Source organism: Sphingomonas sp. RIT328, assembly GCF_000632225.1.
Taxonomy (GTDB): domain Bacteria; phylum Pseudomonadota; class Alphaproteobacteria; order Sphingomonadales; family Sphingomonadaceae; genus Sphingomonas; species Sphingomonas kyungheensis.
This window is the reverse complement of sequence record NZ_JFYV01000026.1, coordinates 1-20,010: the sequence shown is the minus strand read 5'-3', so window position 1 is coordinate 20,010 and position 20,010 is coordinate 1. Positions and strand designations below refer to the sequence as shown.

Annotated in this window: 20 protein-coding genes, 1 tRNA gene and 1 pseudogene; 21 read left to right on the top strand and 1 reads right to left on the bottom strand. The window is 70.9% G+C overall.

Annotation, left to right across the window (positions count from 1 at the left end; translation table 11 throughout):
• Positions 1-11: 11 nt before the first annotated feature.
• From BW41_RS12710 to BW41_RS12615, 20 genes are all read left to right on the top strand, one after another.
• Entirely contained in the window at positions 12-866 is an 855-nt protein-coding gene (locus BW41_RS12710; protein ID WP_037534891.1) for a type II secretion system protein N, read from the top strand.
• 8 nt (positions 867-874) lie between these two features.
• Complete coding sequence (gene gspD, locus BW41_RS12705; protein WP_037534914.1) at positions 875-3,094, top strand: type II secretion system secretin GspD; 2,220 nt, start codon at positions 875-877, stop codon at positions 3,092-3,094.
• A gap of 424 nt (positions 3,095-3,518) precedes the next feature.
• The gene (locus tag BW41_RS12700; RefSeq protein ID WP_081793084.1) at positions 3,519-5,090 is read left to right on the top strand and encodes a GspE/PulE family protein; all 1,572 of its coding nucleotides are present in this window, start codon (positions 3,519-3,521) and stop codon (positions 5,088-5,090) included.
• Positions 5,091-5,355: 265 nt separating this feature from the next.
• Positions 5,356-6,579, top strand: a complete 1,224-nt coding sequence (gene gspF / locus BW41_RS12695) for a type II secretion system inner membrane protein GspF (protein WP_037534890.1) — start codon at positions 5,356-5,358, stop codon at positions 6,577-6,579.
• Between the two features lie 19 nt (positions 6,580-6,598).
• A complete protein-coding gene (gene gspG / locus BW41_RS12690) occupies positions 6,599-7,072 on the top strand; it encodes a type II secretion system major pseudopilin GspG (protein WP_081793083.1) in 474 nt (157 codons plus the stop codon).
• Positions 7,073-7,074: 2 nt separating this feature from the next.
• Positions 7,075-7,539: a GspH/FimT family pseudopilin gene (locus tag BW41_RS12685; RefSeq protein ID WP_081793082.1), complete on the top strand. Its 465-nt coding sequence runs from the start codon at positions 7,075-7,077 to the stop codon at positions 7,537-7,539.
• On the top strand, positions 7,539-7,904 hold the full coding sequence (gene gspI, locus BW41_RS12680) for a type II secretion system minor pseudopilin GspI (RefSeq protein WP_037534889.1): 366 nt from the start codon (positions 7,539-7,541) through the stop codon (positions 7,902-7,904). Before BW41_RS12685 ends, gspI begins: the two co-directional genes overlap by 1 nt.
• 326 nt (positions 7,905-8,230) lie before the next feature.
• Complete coding sequence (gene gspJ, locus BW41_RS20600) at positions 8,231-9,052, top strand: type II secretion system minor pseudopilin GspJ (RefSeq protein WP_152542307.1); 822 nt, start codon at positions 8,231-8,233, stop codon at positions 9,050-9,052.
• Positions 9,049-10,029, top strand: a complete 981-nt coding sequence (gspK, locus tag BW41_RS12670; protein ID WP_037534888.1) for a type II secretion system minor pseudopilin GspK — start codon at positions 9,049-9,051, stop codon at positions 10,027-10,029. The genes gspJ and gspK overlap by 4 nt, the downstream gene beginning before the upstream one ends.
• Entirely contained in the window at positions 10,026-11,117 is a 1,092-nt protein-coding gene (gspL, locus tag BW41_RS12665) for a type II secretion system protein GspL (protein ID WP_037534887.1), read from the top strand. Before gspK ends, gspL begins: the two co-directional genes overlap by 4 nt.
• Complete coding sequence (gspM, locus tag BW41_RS12660; RefSeq protein ID WP_037534886.1) at positions 11,114-11,584, top strand: type II secretion system protein GspM; 471 nt, start codon at positions 11,114-11,116, stop codon at positions 11,582-11,584. The genes gspL and gspM overlap by 4 nt, the downstream gene beginning before the upstream one ends.
• Positions 11,581-12,294: a type II secretion system protein N gene (gene gspN, locus BW41_RS12655; protein ID WP_037534885.1), complete on the top strand. Its 714-nt coding sequence runs from the start codon at positions 11,581-11,583 to the stop codon at positions 12,292-12,294. Before gspM ends, gspN begins: the two co-directional genes overlap by 4 nt.
• A gap of 48 nt (positions 12,295-12,342) precedes the next feature.
• Positions 12,343-12,419, top strand: a tRNA-His gene (locus BW41_RS12650).
• A 123-nt stretch (positions 12,420-12,542) separates the two neighbouring features.
• Entirely contained in the window at positions 12,543-13,595 is a 1,053-nt protein-coding gene (locus tag BW41_RS12645; RefSeq protein WP_037534884.1) for a Glu/Leu/Phe/Val dehydrogenase family protein, read from the top strand.
• Between the two features lie 453 nt (positions 13,596-14,048).
• Positions 14,049-14,774 (top strand): heme ABC transporter permease CcmC, encoded by a 726-nt coding sequence (ccmC, locus tag BW41_RS12640; RefSeq protein WP_037534883.1) that lies wholly within the window; start codon positions 14,049-14,051, stop codon positions 14,772-14,774.
• 97 nt (positions 14,775-14,871) lie between these two features.
• Entirely contained in the window at positions 14,872-15,306 is a 435-nt protein-coding gene (gene ccmE, locus BW41_RS12635) for a cytochrome c maturation protein CcmE (protein ID WP_037534882.1), read from the top strand.
• Entirely contained in the window at positions 15,303-17,219 is a 1,917-nt protein-coding gene (locus BW41_RS12630) for a heme lyase CcmF/NrfE family subunit (RefSeq protein WP_037534881.1), read from the top strand. The genes ccmE and BW41_RS12630 overlap by 4 nt, the downstream gene beginning before the upstream one ends.
• Positions 17,216-17,743, top strand: a complete 528-nt coding sequence (locus tag BW41_RS12625) for a redoxin family protein (protein ID WP_037534880.1) — start codon at positions 17,216-17,218, stop codon at positions 17,741-17,743. The genes BW41_RS12630 and BW41_RS12625 overlap by 4 nt, the downstream gene beginning before the upstream one ends.
• Complete coding sequence (locus BW41_RS12620; RefSeq protein WP_037534879.1) at positions 17,740-18,141, top strand: cytochrome c-type biogenesis protein; 402 nt, start codon at positions 17,740-17,742, stop codon at positions 18,139-18,141. Before BW41_RS12625 ends, BW41_RS12620 begins: the two co-directional genes overlap by 4 nt.
• Positions 18,141-18,764, top strand: coding sequence for a tetratricopeptide repeat protein (locus tag BW41_RS12615; protein WP_037534878.1), 624 nt, complete (start codon positions 18,141-18,143; stop codon positions 18,762-18,764). Before BW41_RS12620 ends, BW41_RS12615 begins: the two co-directional genes overlap by 1 nt.
• Here BW41_RS12615 and BW41_RS12610 read toward each other — a convergent pair.
• Positions 18,681-19,637: a PhzF family phenazine biosynthesis protein gene (locus BW41_RS12610; RefSeq protein WP_081793080.1), complete on the bottom strand. Its 957-nt coding sequence runs from the start codon at positions 19,635-19,637 to the stop codon at positions 18,681-18,683. The two genes, BW41_RS12615 and BW41_RS12610, sit on opposite strands and share 84 nt — an antisense overlap.
• 101 nt (positions 19,638-19,738) lie before the next feature.
• On the opposite strand from BW41_RS12610, the pseudogene BW41_RS12605 reads away from it, so the two are divergent.
• Positions 19,739-20,010 (top strand): annotated as a pseudogene (locus BW41_RS12605) (hypothetical protein); the annotation flags it as partial.

Sequence of the window (20,010 nt, the reverse complement as noted above, 5' to 3'; positions counted from 1 at the left end):
GGGATGACTTCATGCGCTTGAAACTCGACGCGCGCACGCGGCGCCTGGTGCGCCGCCTGCCCGTCGTGAACGTCTATTCGCTGGCCGAGCTGCTCCTGATCGCAGGGCTGGCGACGCAGAGCGCACGGCTGGTGTGGACGCTGGTGACGCCGGTGTCGCCGCTGGGGGACTGGCGTCCGGCGACGGTCAGCGTGCCGGGGCGGCCCTATGATGTGCTCGCCGGCTTCGATCCCTTCTTCCGGCTCGGTGGCGCGCCGCAGGGGCCGGCGACGGTGACCGCGCTGCAACTGACGCTGTTCGGCATCCGCGTCGACGAGGCGTCGGGGCGCGGCTCCGCGATCCTCGCCGGGCCGGACAATGTCCAGAAGAGCGTCGCGGTCGGCGAGGAGATCCAGCCGGGCGTGCGGCTCAAGGCGGTCGCCTTCGATCATATCACCATCGATCGCGGCGGCACGGCGGAGGATCTGTTCCTCGTCCAGTCCGACGCGCCGCCACCGCCGCCGGTCGGATCGGGCGGGCTCGGCCAGACCGGCCCGATCCCCGGTGCGCCGCTCGCGCCGCCGCCCGGCGGCGCGGCGCCGATCCGCGCCGACCAGATCCGCAGCGAGATCGGCTTCATCCCGCGGATCGATTCGGGGCGTATCTCCGGCCTCGTCGTCCGGCCGCAGGGTTCGGGCGCGCTGTTCCGCAACGCCGGCCTGCGCGACGGCGACGTCGTCACCGCGATCGGCGGCCGGCCGGTCAGCGGCCCGCAGGACCTCGACCGCGTCACCGCCGATTTCGCCGGTGGCGGCAACATCCCCATCACCGTAGAACGTGGGTCGCAGACGCTCGCGCTCGCCATCACGATCGCGCCCAATCGATGAAGACCCACATGAAGACTTTCGCTTCCGCCCTGCTGCTGTCCACCGCATGGCTCGCGCTGCCGGTCGCGGCGACCGCGCAGACCACGCTCAACGTCCGCGATGCGGATATCCGCGCCTTCATCGCCGATGCCGCCAAGGTGACCGGGCGGACGTTCATCATCGACGCGCGGGTCAACGGCAAGGTGACGGTCGTCACCGACCGGCCGCTCAGCCGGTCCGAATATTTCGAGACCTTCCTGTCGACGCTGCGCGCCAACGGCCTGGTCGCGGTGCCGACCGGCAATGGCGCCTTCCGCATCCAACCGATCGACAATGCCGCCTCGCAGCCGAGCCGCATCGGTGCGGCGGGCGCCAACCGCAACAGCTTCGTCACCGAGATCATCCGCCTGCGCTCGATCGACGCGGCGCAGGCGATCGAGACGGTGCGGCCGCTGGTCAGTGCGCAGGGCGCGGTGAGCGCCAACCGCGGCTCGAACAGCCTCGTCATCGTCGATTTCGGCGACAACATCCGCCGCATTCGCGAAGTGCTGCGCCGTGTCGATGCCGACAATGCCTCGACCCGCGTCGTCGCGCTCAAGAACGCCTCGGCCAAGGAGATCGCCGCGGCGCTGCAAGGGCTCGCCACCGGCGCACCGGGCGGGCAGGGCGGCGCGCAGGGCGGCGTCGGCACCACCGTCACCGCGGTCGACAGCAGCAATTCGGTGGTGATCCGCGGCGACGTCAACAGCGTCGCGCGGCTCGTCCAGGTCGCGCAGGATCTCGATCAGAAGGCGAAGAACGGCACCGAGATCCGCGTCGTCTTCCTCGAAAACGCCGATGCGGCGCAATTGCTGCCCGTGCTCCAGCAGCTCGTCGGCCAGACGCCGGACGCGGTGCAGGAAACGCAGCTGTCGCGCACCCAGACCGGCTTCGGCAGCAGCACCGGCGGCAGCAGCAACACGAGCCAGCAGCGGCAGGTGACGCAGGCACCGGTGCAGCAGACGAGCAACGCCGGCGGCACGACGACGGGGAACGGCCGCCCGGCGATCTCGACCGAGGGCGGGCGCTCCGCCGCGGTGGTGACGCGCTTCCAGGGCGCCAATGCGATCGTCATCGCCGCCCCCGCCGATATCCAGCGGCAGCTGTCGGATGTCGTCCGCCAGCTCGATACGCGCCGCGAGCAGGTGCTGATCGAGGCGATCGTCGCCGAAGTCTCGGACGCGACGGTCAACAAGCTCGGCGCGCAATTCGTGCTCGCCAATCCGTCCGGCGGCGCCTTCGCCGCCTCGACCTTCTCGAACAGCGCGCCCAACATCCTCCAGATCGCCGGCGCGATCGGCGCGCGCGAGCTGTCGAACAATACGACGACGACGGTCGCCAACGGCGTCGTCACCACCGTCACCAACAATACCGCGTCGGATACGCTGACCCAGTCGGCGCTCAATTCGATCCTCAGCTCGACCGGCGGCTTCGGTGGTTTCGGCGGCAAGATCGGCGACGTGCTGTTCGGCGCGATCATCAATGCGGTGAAGAGCGACACCACCTCCAACCTGCTGCAGGTGCCGCACCTCGTCACCGTCGACAATCAGGAGGCGCACAGCCTTGTCGGGCAGGAGATTCCGATCACCACCGGGCAGGCCTTGTCGAACAATTTCGACAATACCTTCCGCACCACGCAGCGCGAGAATGTCGGCATCGAGCTGACCGCGCGGCCGCAGGTCAATTCGTCCGGCACGGTCAAGCTGATCCTGCGCCTCGAGGTGAGTTCGATCGCCGGGCCGGTGTCGAGCGACAACAGCGACCTGATCCTCAACAAGCGCGAGATCGAGACGACGCTGACCGTCGACGAGGGGCAGATCGCGGTGATGGGCGGGCTGCTCAGCGACGAGGAGCGGCGGACGATCGAGAAGATCCCGTTCCTCGGCGACATTCCGGTGCTGGGCAACCTGTTCAAGTCGAAGGCCAAGTCGCGCAACAAGACCAATTTGATGATCTTCATCCGACCGACCATCCTGCGCAGCGCGGCGGACAGCCGCAAGCTCGCCGAGCAGCGTTACGGCTATATCCGGCTGCAACAGGGATTGCAGTCGCCCGACGAGGAGCCGTCGATCGACCAGCTCGTCCGCGACTATCTGGGGGCGGCGGCGCCGATCCCCTCCGCGCCGGTGCCGGGCAATATCGACGATCCACGCATCGCGGTGCCGATCCAGCACAACACCACCAAGGTCATCCGGCCGAGGGAGCGGTGAGGACGCGCGGATCGGCAGGCCGGCGCGGGCCGGCGGTCCGTCGCTCGGACCGGCCGGTGGCGGAGCGTGGGCGGACGGTTGGATGCCTCCGCACCGTTTCGTCCCGCGCAACGCCGAGGGGAGGGTGTTCGCTTCCTCCCCCCGGATCGTCATCCCCGCGCAGGCGGGGATCCAGACACGCTAATCTCCCGGCTTTGTCGCCGCACCTGCGTCTATGGATCCCCGCCTGCGCGGGGATGACAGAAGAGGGGATGGTGTGCTCCGTCGCTATGTCGTCCCGACGCCGCCGTAAAACCGGAGGCGCGGACCTCGTGGGCCCATCGCGGCTCGCCCCCGCGGGGATGACGAGGGATGGGGGCCTCCCCATCTGGCTGCTGGCGTCCCGGCATCGGTCGAGCGTGACGCGGAAAGGCGAGGTATCGGCATGATCATCCGCACCGGCGAGGCGCTCGCCGCGCCCGAACAGCTCGTCATCGATGCGGCGGCGACCGCGCCGGTCGAGCCGCTGCCGATGCTCGCCATCCCTTATGGCTTTGCGCGGCGGCACGGCGTCGTCGTCACCCATACCGAGAGCGACACGCACCTCACCGTCGCCTTGCGCGCCGGCGCCAATCCCAAAGCGCTGATCGAGGTGCGCCGCTATCTCGCCCGCCCGTTCGACGTCTCAGTGGTCGAGGCGCCGCAGTTCGACCGGCTGCTGTCCGATCAGTATGCGATGGACGGCCAGGCCAATGCGCTCGCCGCGGTCGGCATGGGCGACGAGCTCGACAGTCTCGCCGAGGGCCTGCCGACCGCCGAGGACCTGCTCGACACCGCCGACGACGCGCCGGCGATCCGGCTGATCAACGGCATCATCGCCGATGCCGCGCGCAACGGCGTGTCGGATATCCATATCGAGCCCTATGAGACCGGCCTGATCGTGCGCATGCGGATCGACGGCGTGCTGCGCGAGACGCTGCGCATGCCGCCGCACGTCGCGCCGGTCGTGGTCAGCCGCATCAAGGTGATGGCGCGGCTCGACATCGCCGAGCGGCGCGTGCCGCAGGACGGACGCATGGGGCTGACCCTGGGCGGCAAGCTGCTCGACGTGCGCGTCTCGACGCTGCCGAGCCGGGCGGGCGAACGCGTCGTGCTTCGTATCCTCGACAAGGACAATGCCGGGATCGACCTCGACGCGCTCGGCATGGATGCGGGCATGTATGCGCTGCTGCGCGGCGCGCTCGCCGAGCCCAACGGCATCATCCTCGTCACCGGGCCGACCGGTTCGGGCAAGACCACCTCGCTCTACGGGGCACTGCGGCTGCTCAACGACGGCAGCCGCAATATCCTCACCGTCGAGGATCCGGTCGAATATGCGGTCGAGGGCGTCGGGCAGACGCAGGTCAATCCCAAGGTCGGGCTGACCTTCGCCGCGGGGCTGCGCGCGATCCTGCGCCAGGATCCCGACGTGGTGATGGTCGGCGAGATCCGCGACCGCGAAACCGCCGAGATCGCGGTGCAAGCGTCGCTGACCGGCCACCTCGTGCTGTCGACGGTCCATACCAACGACGCGGTCGGCGCGATCACCCGGATGCGCGACATGAAGGTCGAGCCGTTCCTGCTCGCCTCGACGCTGCGCGCGGTGATCGCGCAGCGGCTGGTGCGGCGGCTCTGCCCCGCCTGCCGGCGGCCGGTGTCCGGCGCGCACGGCGTCGCCGGGCTGCTCGGCATCGAGCCCGAGGCGGTCGTCTATGAGGCGGTCGGCTGCGCGGCGTGCAACCATACCGGCTTCAAGGGGCGGATCGGCGTTTTCGAGGCGGTGCGCGTCGACGATACCATCCGCCGCTACATCAACGATGGCGCCGACGAGACCGCGATCGCCGCGCATGCCTTCGCGCGGACGCCGAACCTTGCGCAGGCGGCGGAAACGCTGGTGCGCAAGGGGCTGACCACCGCGGAAGAGGCGGTGCGGGTGTCGCGGCGCGATGCGAGCGAGCCGGTGGCCGAGGATGCGTGAGGGGCGGCAATTCCTCCCCGGCACGGAGCAGCGGGTCGGACCGTCCCCCGGACGATCCTTGACCATGCGGGGCATGGTCGACCCGCTGCTGGGGGCCAGCCGAAGACTGGTGGAGGGGGCTCTCCACGCAGCGCACCATCTTTGGAAGGCTCCCCTTCACTATACTGAGGCTGGTGAAGGGGGCTATTCACGCCGAGTAGCGTTCGCGGAAGCCCCCCTCCGTCACCGGTACGCGGTGCCACCTCCTCGTAGCGGGGGGAAATAGATGGCTGACTTCGACTATCTCGCCATCGACACGCGCGGGCAGGAGCAGCGCGGTCATGTTGCCGCCGCGTCGCTCGATGCGGCGCGCGCGCAGCTCGACCGGCGCAAGCTCTACGTCGTCCGCCTCGAACCGGGCGCGCCTGCGCCGGCGCAGAGCCGGCCGCTGTTCGGCATCCGTCTCGGCCGTGCGCGGATGAGCGGCAAGCAGCTCACCTTGTTCACCCGCCAGCTCGCGACGCTCAACCGCGTCTCGCCGCTCGAGGAATCCTTGCGCACCATCACCCGCCAGACCGAGCAGGACAGCGTCCGCGCGATCGTCGAGAAGGTGCATGGCGGCGTCGTCGAAGGCCGCCGGCTCGCCGATTCGATGGCGCGCGAGGGCAAGAGCTTCCCGCCGCTCTATCGCGCGATGGTCGCGGCGGGCGAAAGCTCGGGCAGCCTGCCGACGATCCTCGACCGGCTCGCCGCGCTGCTCGAACGGCAGGCGGAGATCCGCGGCAAGCTGATCACCGCGCTCGCCTATCCGACGATCCTCGCGGTGGTGGCGATGGGCGTGGTGACCGCGCTGATGGCTTTCGTCGTGCCGCAGGTGGTGCAGCAGTTCGACACGGTCGGGCAGGAGTTGCCGCTGCTCACCCGCATCGTCATCGGCCTGTCCGCGCTGCTGGTCGGTTATTGGTGGCTGATCGTGCTGGTCGTCGCGGTGGTCGGCGTCGGCGGCTGGTATGCGCTGCGCGATCCGGCGTTGCGCCTCGCCTTCGACACCGGCCTGCTGCGGCTGCCGCTGCTCGGGCGGCTGCTGCGCGACCTGCATGCGGCGCGGATGTCGCGGACGCTGAGCACGATGATCGCCAGCCGGCTGCCGCTGCTGGAGGGGCTCGCGCTCACCGCCTCGACCATCCACAACCGGCGGCTGCGCGTCGCCTCCGACGAGATCGTCGACGCGATCCGCGGCGGCGGCAGCCTGTCGGCGGCGATGCGCCGCGCCGGCGTCTTTCCGCCGCTGCTGACGTATCTCGCCGCGAGCGGCGAGGCGGCGGGGCGGCTCGACGAAATGCTCGAACGCGCCGCCGATTATCTGGAGCGCGAGTTCGACCGGTTCACTGCCACCGCGCTGTCGCTGCTCGAACCGGCGATCATCGTCGTGATGGGCGGCGTCGTCGCGACGATCGTGCTATCGATCCTGCTCCCGATCCTCCAGCTCAACACGCTGGCGGGACAATGAGGGGCCAATGAGGGAAGTCATGCGTAGACCCGAACAGAAACGCCACCGTCGCGAGGAGGGTTTCACCCCCGTGAGGCGCTCCGCCGAACACGGCTTCACGCTCGTCGAACTGATGGTGGTGATCGTGATCATCGGCCTGCTCGCCGCGATCGTCACGTTCAACGTGCTGCCCGCCGGCGACAAGGGCAAGATCACCAAGGCCAAGTCGGACATCAGCACGATCGAAGGCGCGCTGGAGATGTACCGGCTGCAGATGAACAGCTATCCGACCACCTCGCAGGGGTTGCAGGCGCTGGTGACCGCGCCCGCCGGGGTCAATGCCGCCGAATATCAGCGCGGCGGCTATATCAAGAAGCTGCCGCCCGATCCCTGGGGCCGGCCGTACCTCTACGCCTCGCCCGGCCAGCATGGCGAGGCCGACGTGTGGAGCCTCGGCGCCGACGGCAAGGAAGGCGGCGAGGGCGTCAACGCCGATATCACCAGCTGGCAATAACCATGACGCCGCGCCGCCGCCGCGCCGGGGAGCGCGGCTTTACCCTCGTCGAGCTGATGGTGGTGGTCACGATCATCGGCCTCGCCGCGGCGGTTGCGGTATGGAACATGCCCGATCCGCGCGGCCGGCTGGCCGACGAGGCGGCACGCTTCGCGTTGCGCGCGCGCGCGGCGCATGACGCGGCGATCGTCGAATCGCGGCCGATGAGCCTGTGGGTGACGGCGGCGGGCTATGGCTTCGACCGGCGTGGCGCGGGCCAGTGGATCGCGGTCGCCGACAAGCCGCTGCGCGTCGAGCGCTGGACGCCGGGCACCACCGCCGCGACCGGCGAGGCGAGCGGGCGGCTGCGCATCGTCTTCGATCCGACCGGGCTCGCCGACCGGCCCGCGCAGATCACGCTGAGCCGCAGCGGCGCGCGTGCGGTGATCGACATGGCCGCCGACGGCACGGTACGGGTGGCGAGCTGATGCGTGACCGCGGCTTCACGCTGATCGAGATCATGGTCGCGCTGGCGGTGTTCAGCCTCGCCGTGCTGGCGCTGCTGCGACTCGAGAGCGCGACGATCCGCGGCGCACGTACGCTCGACGACAGCCTCCTCGCCGGGCTGGTCGCGCGCAACGTCGCCAATGACGCGATTACCGATGCCCGCCCGCCGGTGGCGGGACGCACCACGGGCAGCGAGGTCAACGGCGGCCAGAGCTGGACCTGGGTGCGCGAGGTGCGCGGCACCGGCAATGCCGCGATCGTCCGGATCGACGTCGCGGTGAGCAATCGCGCCGGGCAGATCGTCGGGCGGACCACCGCGATCCGGCCGCCGGATCAGCCGTCGTGAGCGGGCCGTCGGTGAGGGAGGTGGCCTGCGACGGAGAGTGCGTCGAACCTCTGCGTGGGGACCGGATCGCCGCGACCCATGCCCCACCCCGGCGGAGGCCGGGGTCCAGCTGGGTGGAGTTCTGCCGCAGATTAGCGAGGTCCCCCAACTGGGCCCCGGCCTTCGCCGGGGTGGGGCGTGGTGGGGGAAGGGCCTGCCGCCTAGTCTTCGGCCTCGGATTGTATCTGCCGGAAATCGGTCGCCGATTTCCCCTAGTGCGCGGACATCCGACTGGCAGTGTGGGGCCTGTCAAACAGCACCCGTGTTCCCGCGCCGGCGCGAATCCGGTGGCCGAACAGGACAACCGCCTGCGGCAAGACCACTGGGCTCGCGCCTGCGCGGGAGCGCTGATCGGCGGCACGCAGCCGTCGACCGGGCGGCGTGACGGCATCGCCGGCAGGCGATCCGGCACAACCTTCACACCCTCCGGCACTGCACCTTCCACCAGCGCGCCCACCGCCGGTCGCAACCCAGCCGCACGCCCCGCGCAGGCCGGCTTCACCCTCGTCGAGGTCCTCGTCGCGCTGATGATCTTTGGCCTGCTCGCTGCGGCGGGGGTGGCGATCCTGACCTTCAGCGTGCGCGCGCAGACCGCGACCGGCAAGCGCTTCGACGAGATCGCCGCGCTCAACCGCACCGCGGCACTGCTCGCCAGCGATCTCGGCCAGGCGGTCGAGCGGCCGGCGCGCGACGAGGGCGGCACCTTGCTGCCCGCCTTCACCGGCGAGGGTGACGGGCGGATGCGGTTCGTCCGCGCCGGCTGGGCCAATGTCGACGCGGCGCCGCGCGCGAGCGCGCAGAAGGTCGCCTATCAGTTGAGCGACGGCGCCCTGGTGCGCATCGCCTATCCGATGATCGACGGCGCCGCGCCGCTGCCCGCGGTGACGCTGCTCGACAAGGTCGCCGGGCTGAGCGCGCGCTATCGCTATCGCGGCGCGTGGAGCGACCGCTGGGACGGCACGCAGGGCGCGCCGTTGCCGCAAGCCGCCGAGATCATCGTGCGACGCGCCGACGGCACCGCCTTCCGCCTGATGCTGCTGGTCGGCGCGGGCAGCGGCGAACCGCCGCCCGGCGCGCAGAACATTCCCAACCCAGCCGCGACGCCGTGACGGACCATCGCGAGCGCGGCGCCGCGCTGCTCACCGTCCTGCTGCTCGTCGCGATGGTCGCGGTGCTCGCCGGCACCGCGCTCGAACGGCTGCGGCTGACGACGCGGCTCGCCGGCAACGCCCTCGCCGGCGAACAGGCGCGCGGCTATGCCCGCGCCGCGGAAGCGCTCGCGACGAGCAAGGTGACCGATATGCTCGGCACCAGTCGCGACCGCGTCACGCTCGCCGGCGGCTGGAGCAACCGTCCGTTCGGCCTGCCGCTGCCCGGTGGCGGCCTCGCGGTGGCGCGGGTGCGCGACGGCGGCAATTGCTTCAACCTCAACAGTCTGGTCAGCCGGCTCGGCCCCGGTGTCTACACGTCGACACAAAGTGCGATCAAGCGCGTCCAGTTCGTCCGGCTGATGCGATCGCTCAACGTGCCGGCGCAGGCGGCGGAGCGGATCGCCGCGGCGAGCGCCGACTGGATCGATACCGATCAGGATCAGCAGGGCAATGGCGCCGAGGACCCGGTCTATCTGGCGCGCGCGGTGCCGTATCGCACCGCCGGCACGCTGATGGCCGACCCCAGCGAGCTGCGCGCGGTCGACGGCGTCACGCCGGAGATCTACGCGACACTGCGTCCATGGCTGTGCACCTTGCCAAAGCCGGTGTCTGCGCCGATCAACATCAACACCTTGCTCCCCGAACAGGCGCCGCTGATCGCGATGCTCTTCCCCGGCAATCTGTCGGTCGCGCAGGCGCAGGCGCTGCTGCTGCGCCGTCCGCCGCAGGGGTTCAGCAGCGTCGACACCTTCCTCAACGCCGCCGGCAGCGGCGCGACGCCCGATGACCGCGGCGGCCTCAGCCTCACCTCGACCTGGTTCGCGCTGGCGATCGACGTCAGCAACGGCACCGCGCGGTTGCAGGAAAGCGCGCTGATCGACGCAAGCCGGCTTCCCGCGCGGCTCGTTGCACGGCAATGGGGCGACGACTCATGACGACGCTCCTGTTCCTTCCCGCCGGCACCCTCGGCCTTCGCTGGTGCCGCATCGACCAAGGCGCGGTGCGCTGGGGCGAGGGCGTGCCCCCCGATGCGGGCGAGGCGCCGGTCATCGTCGTGCCGCCCGCCGACGCGGTCGCGCTGCACTGGGCGGAGCTGCCGAGCCGATCGCCGGCGCAGGCGATCGCGGCGGCACGGCTGCTCGTCGCCGAGGCGAGCGCCACCCCGATCGGCGAATTGCATGTCGCGGCCGGCGATGAGGGCGAGGTCGAGGGCAGCGCCGAGCGGCCGGTCGCGGTGGTCGCCAATGCGGTGATCGCGCAATGGCTGGTCGACTGCGCCGCGATCGGCATCGATCCGCAGCATATCGTCCCGGCGCCGCTGCTGCTGCCGCGTCCCGACGAAGGCTATGTCCGCGGCACGATCGCCGGTGTCGGCGTGGCGCGCAGCCGCACCACCGGCTTTGCCGACGAAGCGCCGCTCGCCGACCTGGTGATCGGCGATACGATGCAGGAGACGCTGACTGCGGGGATGGTCGAGTCGGCGCTGGTTGCCGCGGCGGTGGCACCGGTTCTCGACCTGCGGCAGGGGCCGTTCGCGCGACGGCGGCGGCGGATCGGCATCGACTGGGCGCTGGTGCGCCGGCTGGCGCTGCTCGGCGCGGCGATCCTGCTCGTCACGCTCGCCATCGATCTCGTCCGCATCGCCAAATATAGTTTCGGCGCGGATGCGCTCGAGGCGCGGACCGAGGCGCTCGGCCGCACCGGGCTCGCCCGCGGCGAGACGGTGACCGATGTCGACCGCCAGCTCGCCGAGCGGCTGTCGGCGGTGCGCGGGCCGGGGCTCGGCTTTTCGACGACGGTCGCGGCGATCTATGCGGCGGTGCGCGCGACACCGGGGACGGAGCTGACCGCACTCGACTTCCAGTCGAACGGTAGCGTCCGGATCGGCGTCGGCGCGGCGCGCGAATCGCTGCCGACCGACCTCAAGCGCGCGCTCGAGGCGGCGGGTTTCACCGTCACCGCGGGCACGTTCCAATCCGCCAACGGAAGGGTGACGGGCGAGATGACGGTGAGCCGGCCATGACGGGAATGCGCGCCTGGTTCGCCGGACGGTCGCTGCGCGAACGGCGGATGATCCTCGTCATGCTCGCGCTGCTGGCGATCACCCTCGTGTGGGGCGGGATCATCCTGCCGGTGCGCGACGGCCTGTCGAGCGCGCGCGAACGCTATGGCGACGCGGCGGTGCGCTTCGCCGCGACGCAGGACGAGATCGACCTGCTGCGCGCCGCCGGGCGCCGCGTGCCGCTGAGCGGAACGCTCGCCGACACGCTGCGGCTGCGCGCCGATGCGGCCGGGCTGACGCTCGCCAGCGTCGACGAATCGGGCGCGGGCCGCGTCCATGCGACGATCCAGGCGGCCAAGCCCGGCGCGCTCGCCCGCTGGTTCGGCGGACTTGAGGCGAGCGGCATCCTGATCGAATCGGCGAACTGGCGCGACAATCAGGACGGCAGCGTCGCGGTCGACTTCGTCGTGCGGGCGCGCGCGGCATGACCCGCATCCGCCTGCGCACCGGGCCGGTCGCGCTGTTCGGCGCGGCGCTGGTGATCGCGCTGCTGATCTTCCTGCCGATGCGGCTGGTGCTCGGCATCGTCGGGCTGGGGCAGCAGGGATTTTCCGCCCGCACCGTCGAAGGCAGCGTGTGGGACGGGCGGCTCAACGAGGCGCGGTTCGGCACGCTGCCGTTGGGCTCGCTCGACGCCAGCCTGTCGCCCTTCGCGCTGCTGCTCGGCCGCGCCCGCGTGTCGGTCCATGGCGATCCCGGCCTGATCGACGGCGCGATCACGCTCAGCCGGCATGGCCAGGGGATCGACGGGATGACCGCGACCTTGCCGACCGGCGGCGCCTTCGCGCCGCTGCCGGTGAGCCAGCTGTCGCTCGAGGCGGTCACCGTCCACTTCACCGACGGGCTGTGCGATTCGGCGGAGGGGCGGGTGCGCGCGCGGCTGATCGGCGAGGCGGCAGGGATCGCCCTGCCGGCCGAGGTATCGGGCAATGCCCGCTGCGACGGCGGCGCGCTGCTGCTGCCGCTCGCCAGCCAGTCGGGGAACGAGGCGATCGATCTGCGCATCACCGGCAACGGCCGCTACACCGCGGCGCTGCGCCTCGTGCCGGCCGATCCGGCGGCGGGGGAGCGGCTGACCGCGGCAGGGTTCGTCGCCGGGCAAGGCGGTTACCGACTTTCGGTCGAGGGCAGCTTCTGACGGCCTTGACGGCGCGGTGCTGTCCGCTTAGGGGCGCAATCCTTCGCGGCGACCGTAGTTCAATTGGTTAGAGCGCCGGCTTGTGATGCCGGAAGTTGCGGGTTCAAGTCCCGTCGGTCGCCCCATTTCTCCGCCCTCGGTCCACTTCGAGGCTAGTCAACGGCGTCGAGAAACAATATTACGAGTCCCAGCAATTTTGTGCCTTCGCGCGGCTTGGGTCGTCGTGGGGCCGGACAGCGGAGTAAGCTATGACGTCGGTGTGGGATCTTCCTGATTTCGATTCGCACGAGGGCGTGCATACCTTCACCGATCGCGCCTCCGGTCTGCGCGCCATCATCGCCGTCCATTCGACCCATCTCGGGCCGGCGGCGGGCGGCGCGCGCTTCTGGCATTATGCCGCGGGCGATCTCGCCGTGACCGACGCGCTGCGCCTGTCGCGCGGGATGAGCTTCAAGAATGCGATGGCGGGCCTCGCGCTCGGCGGCGGCAAGGGCGTGATCCTCGCCGACCAGCCCGGCGCGGTGATCAGCGACGAGCGGCTGCGCGCCTTCGGTCGCGCGGTCGAATCGCTCGGCGGCACCTATGTCACGGCCGAGGATGTCGGCATGTCCGAAGCGCGGATGAAGGTGATCGCCAGCGAGACCAAGTTCGTCAGCGGCCTGCCGGTGGCGAGCGGCGCCGCGGGCGGCGACCCCGGTCCCTATACTGCGCACGGCGTCTATCTCGGCGTCAAGGCGGCGGCCAAGCGTGGGCTGGGCAGCGACGACATGCGCGGCGTCCATGTCGCGATCCAGGGCGTCGGCTCGGTCGGCGGCGGGCTCGCCCGGCTGCTCGCCAAGGACGGCGCGCGGCTGACGCTCGCCGATGTCGATGCCGAGCGCGCCAAGGCGCTGGCGGCGGAGCTCGGCGCGGAGACGGTCGCGGCGGGCGCGATCCTCGGCGTGGAGGCGGATATCTTCAGCCCCAATGCGCTGGGCGCGATCCTCACCGAGGCGACGATCCCGACGCTGGTCGCCAAGGTAGTGGCGGGCGGCGCCAACAACCAGCTCGCCACGCGCGAGGATTACGACCGGCTGCATGCGCGCGGCATCCTCTACGCGCCCGATTACGTCATCAACGCGGGCGGCATCATCAACGTCGGCCTAGAATATCTCGGCCAGGGCGACGAGGCCGAGGTGATGGCCCGGATCGCCAAGATCCCCGCGCGGCTCGACGAGGTGTGGGACGAGAGCGAGCGCACCGGCCGCCCGGCGGCGGAGGTCGCGGACACGATCGCGCAGCGGCTGATCGGGCGGGGGTGAGGCGTGGGGCGGCGAGGCGAGACGTGTGCTTGCGTTTCGTCGCCGCCCAACGCCTGCCGTCACCCCGGACGTGGTCCGGGGTCCACCGTGCCGCCTGACCAGTTGATGCCGGACCAAGTCCGGCATCACGGCGCGGCTTTTGCAGATGTTTCGCGAAAGCCGCGCGCCCGGTTCCCGCCGTTGCAAGTCGTTGATTGGCTTGGCTACTGGGGTCCCACTTTCGCGGAAACACGAGGCGTGGGAGGCGGATTCCTTCTGCCGGAGCAGAGCCACCCGAAATCGAAGAGGACAGCGGCGCGATTAAGCCAAGCCGTCTTGTCCTTCGCAGCGCGATGGACGGCGCACGACATGGGCTGAGCCGGATCGTGCCGGTCGGGTCCGTCGGACATCCTCCTCCGACATTGCCATAACGGGTGACGCGGCACGCAAAGCTTTCTATGACTGCCGGCAACCGTGCCGAGCCTTCATGCCCTTGCCAATCCCGCGCGTTTTCTGGCGATCGCCCGACCGGCGACGCCGCTGCTGACCTGCGCCGGATTGCTGCTGCTGGGCATCGGCTGCTGGGCCGGGCTGACGCAGACGCCGCCCGATTATCTGCAGGGCGACAGCGTCCGCATCCTCTATATCCATGTGCCGGCGGCGTGGCTCGGCATGGGCGGGTGGAGCGGGCTGGCGGCGAGCAGCATCGCCTTCCTCGTCTGGCGGCATCCGCTCGCCGCGGTCGCCGCGCGGGCGATCGCGTTACCGGGAGCGGTGTTCGCCGCGGTGTGCCTCGTCACCGGCTCGATCTGGGGGCGGCCGACCTGGGGGACGTGGTGGCAGTGGGACGGGCGGCTGACCTCGATGCTGCTGCTGTTCTTCGTCTATTGCGGCTATATGGCGCTCGCCCGCGCCGATGCCGAACGGGGCGGCGACGGGCGGATCCCGGCGCTCTACGGCATCGCCGGCACCGCCCTCCTGCCGATCATCCGCTATTCGGTGATCTGGTGGAATACGCTGCACCAGGGGCCGTCGATCGGCCTGACCCGCTCGACGATCGCCGGCAGCATTCTCTGGCCGCTCGGCTTCACGATGAGCGGCTTTACGCTGTTGTTCGCTGGCATCGTGCTGATGCGGATGCGCGCGGCGCTGGCGCGGCTGCGCAGCGAGGCGCGGATGCGGCGGATGGCGCGGTCGTGAACGCCTGGCCCTTCGTCATCGCCGCTTATGCCATCGCGCTCGGCGCCGCCGCCGCTTTGACGCTGGCGAGCTATCTGGCGATGAAGCGCGCCGAGAAATGAGCCCCAAGCATCAACGGCTGACGCTGGCGCTGCTCGGCGTCGCGGCGATCGTCGCCGCCGCCTTGCTGGCGATGTCGGCGCTCAAGGATCAGGCAAGCTTCTTCTATGCGCCGTCCGACGTGGCGAAACAGGGCCTGCCGCTCGGGCGCGCGGTGCGGCTGGGCGGGATGGTGCAGGCGGGGTCGATCCGCCGCGCCGGCGACGGCGTCACGGTGCATTTCGTCGTCGGCGACGGGATCGCGACGACGCCGGTGACCTTCGCCGGCATCGTCCCAGACCTGTTCCGCGAGCGCTCGGGTGTCGTCGCCGAGGGGCATTTCAATCGCGACGGCAGTTTCACCGCGACCAATTTGCTCGCCAAGCACGACGAGAAATACATGCCGCCCGAACTCGCCGGCAAGATGCACGAGACGCGGACGCTCGAACGATGACCGCCGAACTCGGTCTCGCCGCTCTGTGGCTCGCCGCCGCGCTCGCCGCCCTGCAGGTGGCGATGGCCGCGCTCGGGCTGGCGCGCGGGCAGGCGGCGCCGACCGCGGCGGTGCGGCCGATCGCGATCGTCCAGGGCGGGCTCGCCGCGCTGGCGATGGCGGCGCTGATCGCGCTGTTCCTCGCCAGCGACATGTCGGTGCGACTGGTCGTCGAGAACAGCCATTCGGCCAAGCCGTGGCTGTACAAATTCGCCGGCGCCTGGGGCAATCACGAAGGATCGATGCTGCTGTGGGTGACGATCCTCGGTCTTGCCGGCGGCGCGGTCGCGATCTTCGAGCGGCGGCTGCCCGAGCGGACGCTGATCGCGACGCTGGGCGCGCAGGCGGTGATCGCGCTCGGCTTCTACGCCTTCCTGCTCGCCGCCTCCAACCCGTTCGCGCGGGTCAGTCCCGCGGCGCGCGACGGGCTCGGGCTCAATCCGCTGTTGCAGGACCCCGGCCTCGCCTTCCATCCGCCGACGCTCTACATCGGCTATGTCGGCATATCGGTCGCTTTCTCCTTTGCGGTCGGTGCGTTGGTCACGCGCGACGTCGGCCCGGTCTTCGCCAAGGCGATGCGGCCTTGGGTCCTGGGGGCGTGGATCTTCCTGACGCTCGGCATCACCGCGGGCAGCTATTGGGCTTATTACGAGCTCGGCTGGGGCGGCTGGTGGTTCTGGGACCCGGTCGAGAATGCCTCGCTGATGCCATGGCTGGCCGCGACCGCTCTCCTGCATTCGGTGACGGTGCTGGCGACGCGCGACGGCCTGCGCGCCTGGACGGTGATGCTCGCGGTGGTCGCCTTCTCGATGTCGATGATCGGCACCTTCCTCGTCCGTTCGGGCATATTGACCAGCGTCCACGCCTTTGCCGTCGATCCGGTGCGCGGCCGGTTCATCCTCGTCCTGCTCGCGCTCTATACCGGCGGCGCGCTCGCCCTGTTCGCGGCGCGGATCGGCACGGTGCGTGCCGGCACCACCTTCACGCTCGTCAGCCGCGAGGGCGGGCTGGTGCTCAACAACCTGCTGCTCTCGGTGATCCTCGGCGTCGTGCTGATCGGCACGCTCTATCCGCTCGTCGCGGCGGAGTTCGGCGTGCAGCTGTCGGTCGGACCGCCGTTCTTCAACGCCGCGGCGGGGCCGATCGCCCTCGCACTCATGGTGGCGATGGCGGTCGGGCCGCTGCTGCGCTGGCGACGCGACGATGCGGCGGCGCTGCTCGACCGGATGATCTGGCCGATCGCCGCGGCGGGCTTCACCGGCGCCGGGCTCGTCGCGCTCGCGCCGCCGGGGGTGATGCCGCTGCTCGGCCTGAGCCTCGCTGCGGGACTGGCGGTGGCGAGCGTGCTGCCGGTGATCGGGCGCAATCCGTGGCGGACGCCGCTGTTCACCTGGGGCATGGTGGTCGCACATCTCGGCATCGCGGTCAGCCTCGCCGGCATGGCGTGCGACAGCGCCTATACCGCGGAGACGCTGATCGCCGCGCGGGTCGGCCAGCCGGTGCGGGTCGGGCCGTTCACCGTGCGGCTCGATGGGATCAAGCCGGTGATCGGCGACAATTGGTCGGCGCTCGAGGCGCGGCTGAGCGCGACGCGCGACGACGACACGATCGTGCTGCGGCCGCAGTCGCGCTTCTTCGCCGACCCCGTCACGACGACGAGCGAGAGCGCGATCGCCACCTTCCGCGACGGCCAGCTCTACACCGTGCTCGGCCGCCCGGACGGGGAGGGGCGCTGGCAGCTGCGCCTGTGGTGGAAGCCGTTCGTGACGCTGATCTGGTTCGGCGGCGGGTTGATCGCGCTGGGCGGGCTGCTGTCGCTGGTCGGACGCTGGCGGCGCGAGCGGCGCGCGGCGGTGCGCGAGGCCTGGGCATGAGGCGGGTGCTGCTGTGGACGCCGCTGGTCGCGTTCGTGATCGTACTGGCGGTGGTGGCGAGCGGCCTGTTCCGCCCGGCGGATCGCACCGTCCGCTCGGCGCTGATCGGCAAGTCGCTCCCCGACGTGACGCTGCCGGCGATCGCGCCCGGCAAGCCCGGCCTGTCCAACGCCAGCCTCCGCCACGGGGGGCCACGCCTGCTCAACATCTTCGGCAGCTGGTGCATCCCCTGCGCCGCCGAGACGCCGCAATTGCTGCGGCTGAAGGCGATGGGCGTGCCGATCGACGGTATCGCGATCCGCGACACGGCGCCCGACCTGCGCGACTTCCTCGCCCGCTACGGCGATCCCTATCGCGCGATCGGCGACGATTCGCAGAGCCGCGTGCAACTGGCGCTCGGCTCGGCGGGGGTGCCGGAAAGCTTCGTGATCGACGGCAACGGGACGATCGTGCTCCAGCACGTCGGCGTCATCGGCGCCGACGATGTCGAGGCCATCGCGGCGGCGGTGCGGAGCGCGCGATGAGGCGGCTGCTGCTTCCGCTGGCGCTGCTCGCCGCCCCCGCGCTCGCCGATCCGACGACGCCGCCCTCCGCGCTCGCCGACACGCAGTTGCGCGATCCCGCGCAGGAGGCGCAGGCGCGCGCTCTGATGACGACGCTGCGCTGCCTCGTCTGTCAGGGCCAGTCGATCGCCGACAGCGATGCGAGCATGGCGGGCGACATGCGCGCGCTGGTGCGCAGCCGCATCGCTGCGGGCGAGCGGCCGGCAGCGATCCGCACCTGGCTGGTCGAACGCTATGGCGATTACGTCAGCTACGATCCGCCGCTGGGGCCGGCGACCTGGCCGCTGTGGCTGGCGCCGGTGGCGCTGCTCGTCGTCGGCGCGCTGATCGCCCGGTCCAGCTTCCGGCGGCGGCGCTGATGGGCTGGATCGCGCTCCTGTTGCTTGCGGCGGCGGCGATGGCGGCGCTGGTGCTGCTGTGCGTCGACCGGCTGCTCTGGTCGATGGTCGGCGCGGCGCTGATGCTCGGCGCGGCGGGCTATGCCTGGCAGGGGTCGCCGATGCTCGCGGCGAGCCCGGCGCAACCCGATCGCCTGCGCGTCGCCGAGGACCCGTCGCTGGTCGATCTGCGCGAACGGATGCTCGGCCGCTTCACCGCCGATGCCGCCTATCTGATCGCGGCGGATGCGATGACCCGCGCCGGCGATACGCGCTCGGCGGCACGCGCGATCCTCGGCGGGCTCAACCGCTATCCGCAGAGCCTGATGCTGTGGACCGGGCTCGGCACGACGCTGGCGATGCATGACGGCAACCAGCTGTCGCCGCCGGCCGTGTTCGCCTTCCAGCAGGCGATCCGCCTCGCGCCGGAGCATCCCGCGCCGCTCTTCTTCCTTGGCCTCGCACAGGTGCGGGCGAGCGACTATGTCGCGGCGCGCCGGTCATGGGCGCGCGCGCTGGCGCTATGCCCGGCGCAGGCGTCGTATCGGCGCGACATAGCGGTGCGGCTCGCCTTGCTCGATCGGCTGCTGGCGGAGCGGGGCTGAGGGTTCGCCGTCGGACGGCCGCGGCTCGCGTAAGTCGTGCGTCCGGCCGCTGAACACCGTCCGCGTCGCGCCCGCTACCCAGACCTGTCCCGCCTCGTCCTGCGACACATGGATGCGTCCGGTCCGCCCGAGCCGCGTGCCCTGCGCGGCGACATAGCGGCCGCTCGCCCGGCCGCTCGCGAACAGCCATTGCCCGACCGAGGCGTTGAGGCTGCCGGTCACCGGATCCTCGATCAGGCCACCGTGGGCATCGGTGAAGAGGCCGCGCAGCTCGAACGCGACGGCGGCGCCCGGCGGATGCGGGCCGACGATGCCGATATCGACCGGTTCGGGATGGTGCCGCACCGGCTCGACCGCGAGCACCGCCGCCGCCGATTCGAGCATCACCGCGATCCAACCGGGGCCATTGTCCGCCCAGGCGGCATCGACGATCGCGGTGCGGTCGATGCGCAACAGGCCGGCGACGCGGGCGATGTCTGCCTCGTCCGGCCGGCCGCCGCGCAGCAGCGGCGGTGCGGCGAAGGCGAGCCGATCGCCGTCGCGCCGCAGCGTGACCGGGCCGACCCCGCATTGCTGCACGATGACGCCGTCCCGCTTCGGCTCGCCCCCCGCTTCCAGCCAGGCGTGCGCGCTGCCCAGCGTCGGGTGGCCGGCAAAGGGCAACTCCTGCGCCATGGTGAAGATGCGGACGCGATAGTCGGCCGCCGGATCGGTTGGCGGCAGCAGGAAAGCCGTTTCGGAGAAGTTGAGCCAGGCGGCGATGGCCTGCATCGCGTCCGTCGTCAGTCCCTCCGCATCGGTGACGACCGCCAGCGGATTGCCGGTCAGCGGTTCGGTGCCGAAGACGTCGACGAGGCGGAAGGGGCGGGACATGGCGACTCCTGTCGATGGGGCACGTATCTATCCGCGCCGGACCGATGCGGGCAAGGCAGGCTGCCGTCGGGGACCGACGCCGCGACCCGGTTCGGCGAGGCATGGCGCGGATCGTCGACAAGGCCTTGATCTGTCCGGTATTGCCGGTTGCGCCGATGGCGCTGGCGGTTCACCATCCGGGGATGATCAGCCTGTTCGCCGTCGCCCTCGTCCTGCAACCGGTCGCGGCGGCCGCATCGGCGGTACAGCCCGGCGCGTGGGACGTCTCCTCGAAGGTCGTCGACCTCACCCTGCCGGGCGTCCCCGGTTTCCTGATCCGCATGGCGCGCGGCAAGACCAAGGCCGAGCGCAAGCAGCTGGCGGCGGGGCAGGG

Bases quoted from the DNA above. Each gene is read 5' to 3' on its own strand.
- ccmE (WP_037534882.1), top strand. From the start codon at position 14,872: ATGAGCCCCAAGCATCAACGGCTGACGCTGGCGCTGCTCGGCGTCGCG.
- BW41_RS12710 (WP_037534891.1), top strand. From the start codon at position 12: ATGCGCTTGAAACTCGACGCGCGCACGCGGCGCCTGGTGCGCCGCCTG.
- gspG (WP_081793083.1), top strand. From the start codon at position 6,599: ATGCGTAGACCCGAACAGAAACGCCACCGTCGCGAGGAGGGTTTCACC.
- BW41_RS12620 (WP_037534879.1), top strand. From the start codon at position 17,740: ATGAGGCGGCTGCTGCTTCCGCTGGCGCTGCTCGCCGCCCCCGCGCTC.
- BW41_RS12630 (WP_037534881.1), top strand. From the start codon at position 15,303: ATGACCGCCGAACTCGGTCTCGCCGCTCTGTGGCTCGCCGCCGCGCTC.
- gspI (WP_037534889.1), top strand. From the start codon at position 7,539: ATGCGTGACCGCGGCTTCACGCTGATCGAGATCATGGTCGCGCTGGCG.
- gspD (WP_037534914.1), top strand. From the start codon at position 875: ATGAAGACTTTCGCTTCCGCCCTGCTGCTGTCCACCGCATGGCTCGCG.
- BW41_RS12625 (WP_037534880.1), top strand. From the start codon at position 17,216: ATGAGGCGGGTGCTGCTGTGGACGCCGCTGGTCGCGTTCGTGATCGTA.
- gspL (WP_037534887.1), top strand. From the start codon at position 10,026: ATGACGACGCTCCTGTTCCTTCCCGCCGGCACCCTCGGCCTTCGCTGG.
- gspF (WP_037534890.1), top strand. From the start codon at position 5,356: ATGGCTGACTTCGACTATCTCGCCATCGACACGCGCGGGCAGGAGCAG.
- BW41_RS12610 (WP_081793080.1), bottom strand. From the start codon at position 19,637: ATGTCCCGCCCCTTCCGCCTCGTCGACGTCTTCGGCACCGAACCGCTG.
- BW41_RS12700 (WP_081793084.1), top strand. From the start codon at position 3,519: ATGATCATCCGCACCGGCGAGGCGCTCGCCGCGCCCGAACAGCTCGTC.
- BW41_RS12685 (WP_081793082.1), top strand. From the start codon at position 7,075: ATGACGCCGCGCCGCCGCCGCGCCGGGGAGCGCGGCTTTACCCTCGTC.
- BW41_RS12645 (WP_037534884.1), top strand. From the start codon at position 12,543: ATGACGTCGGTGTGGGATCTTCCTGATTTCGATTCGCACGAGGGCGTG.
- gspN (WP_037534885.1), top strand. From the start codon at position 11,581: ATGACCCGCATCCGCCTGCGCACCGGGCCGGTCGCGCTGTTCGGCGCG.
- gspM (WP_037534886.1), top strand. From the start codon at position 11,114: ATGACGGGAATGCGCGCCTGGTTCGCCGGACGGTCGCTGCGCGAACGG.
- BW41_RS12615 (WP_037534878.1), top strand. From the start codon at position 18,141: ATGGGCTGGATCGCGCTCCTGTTGCTTGCGGCGGCGGCGATGGCGGCG.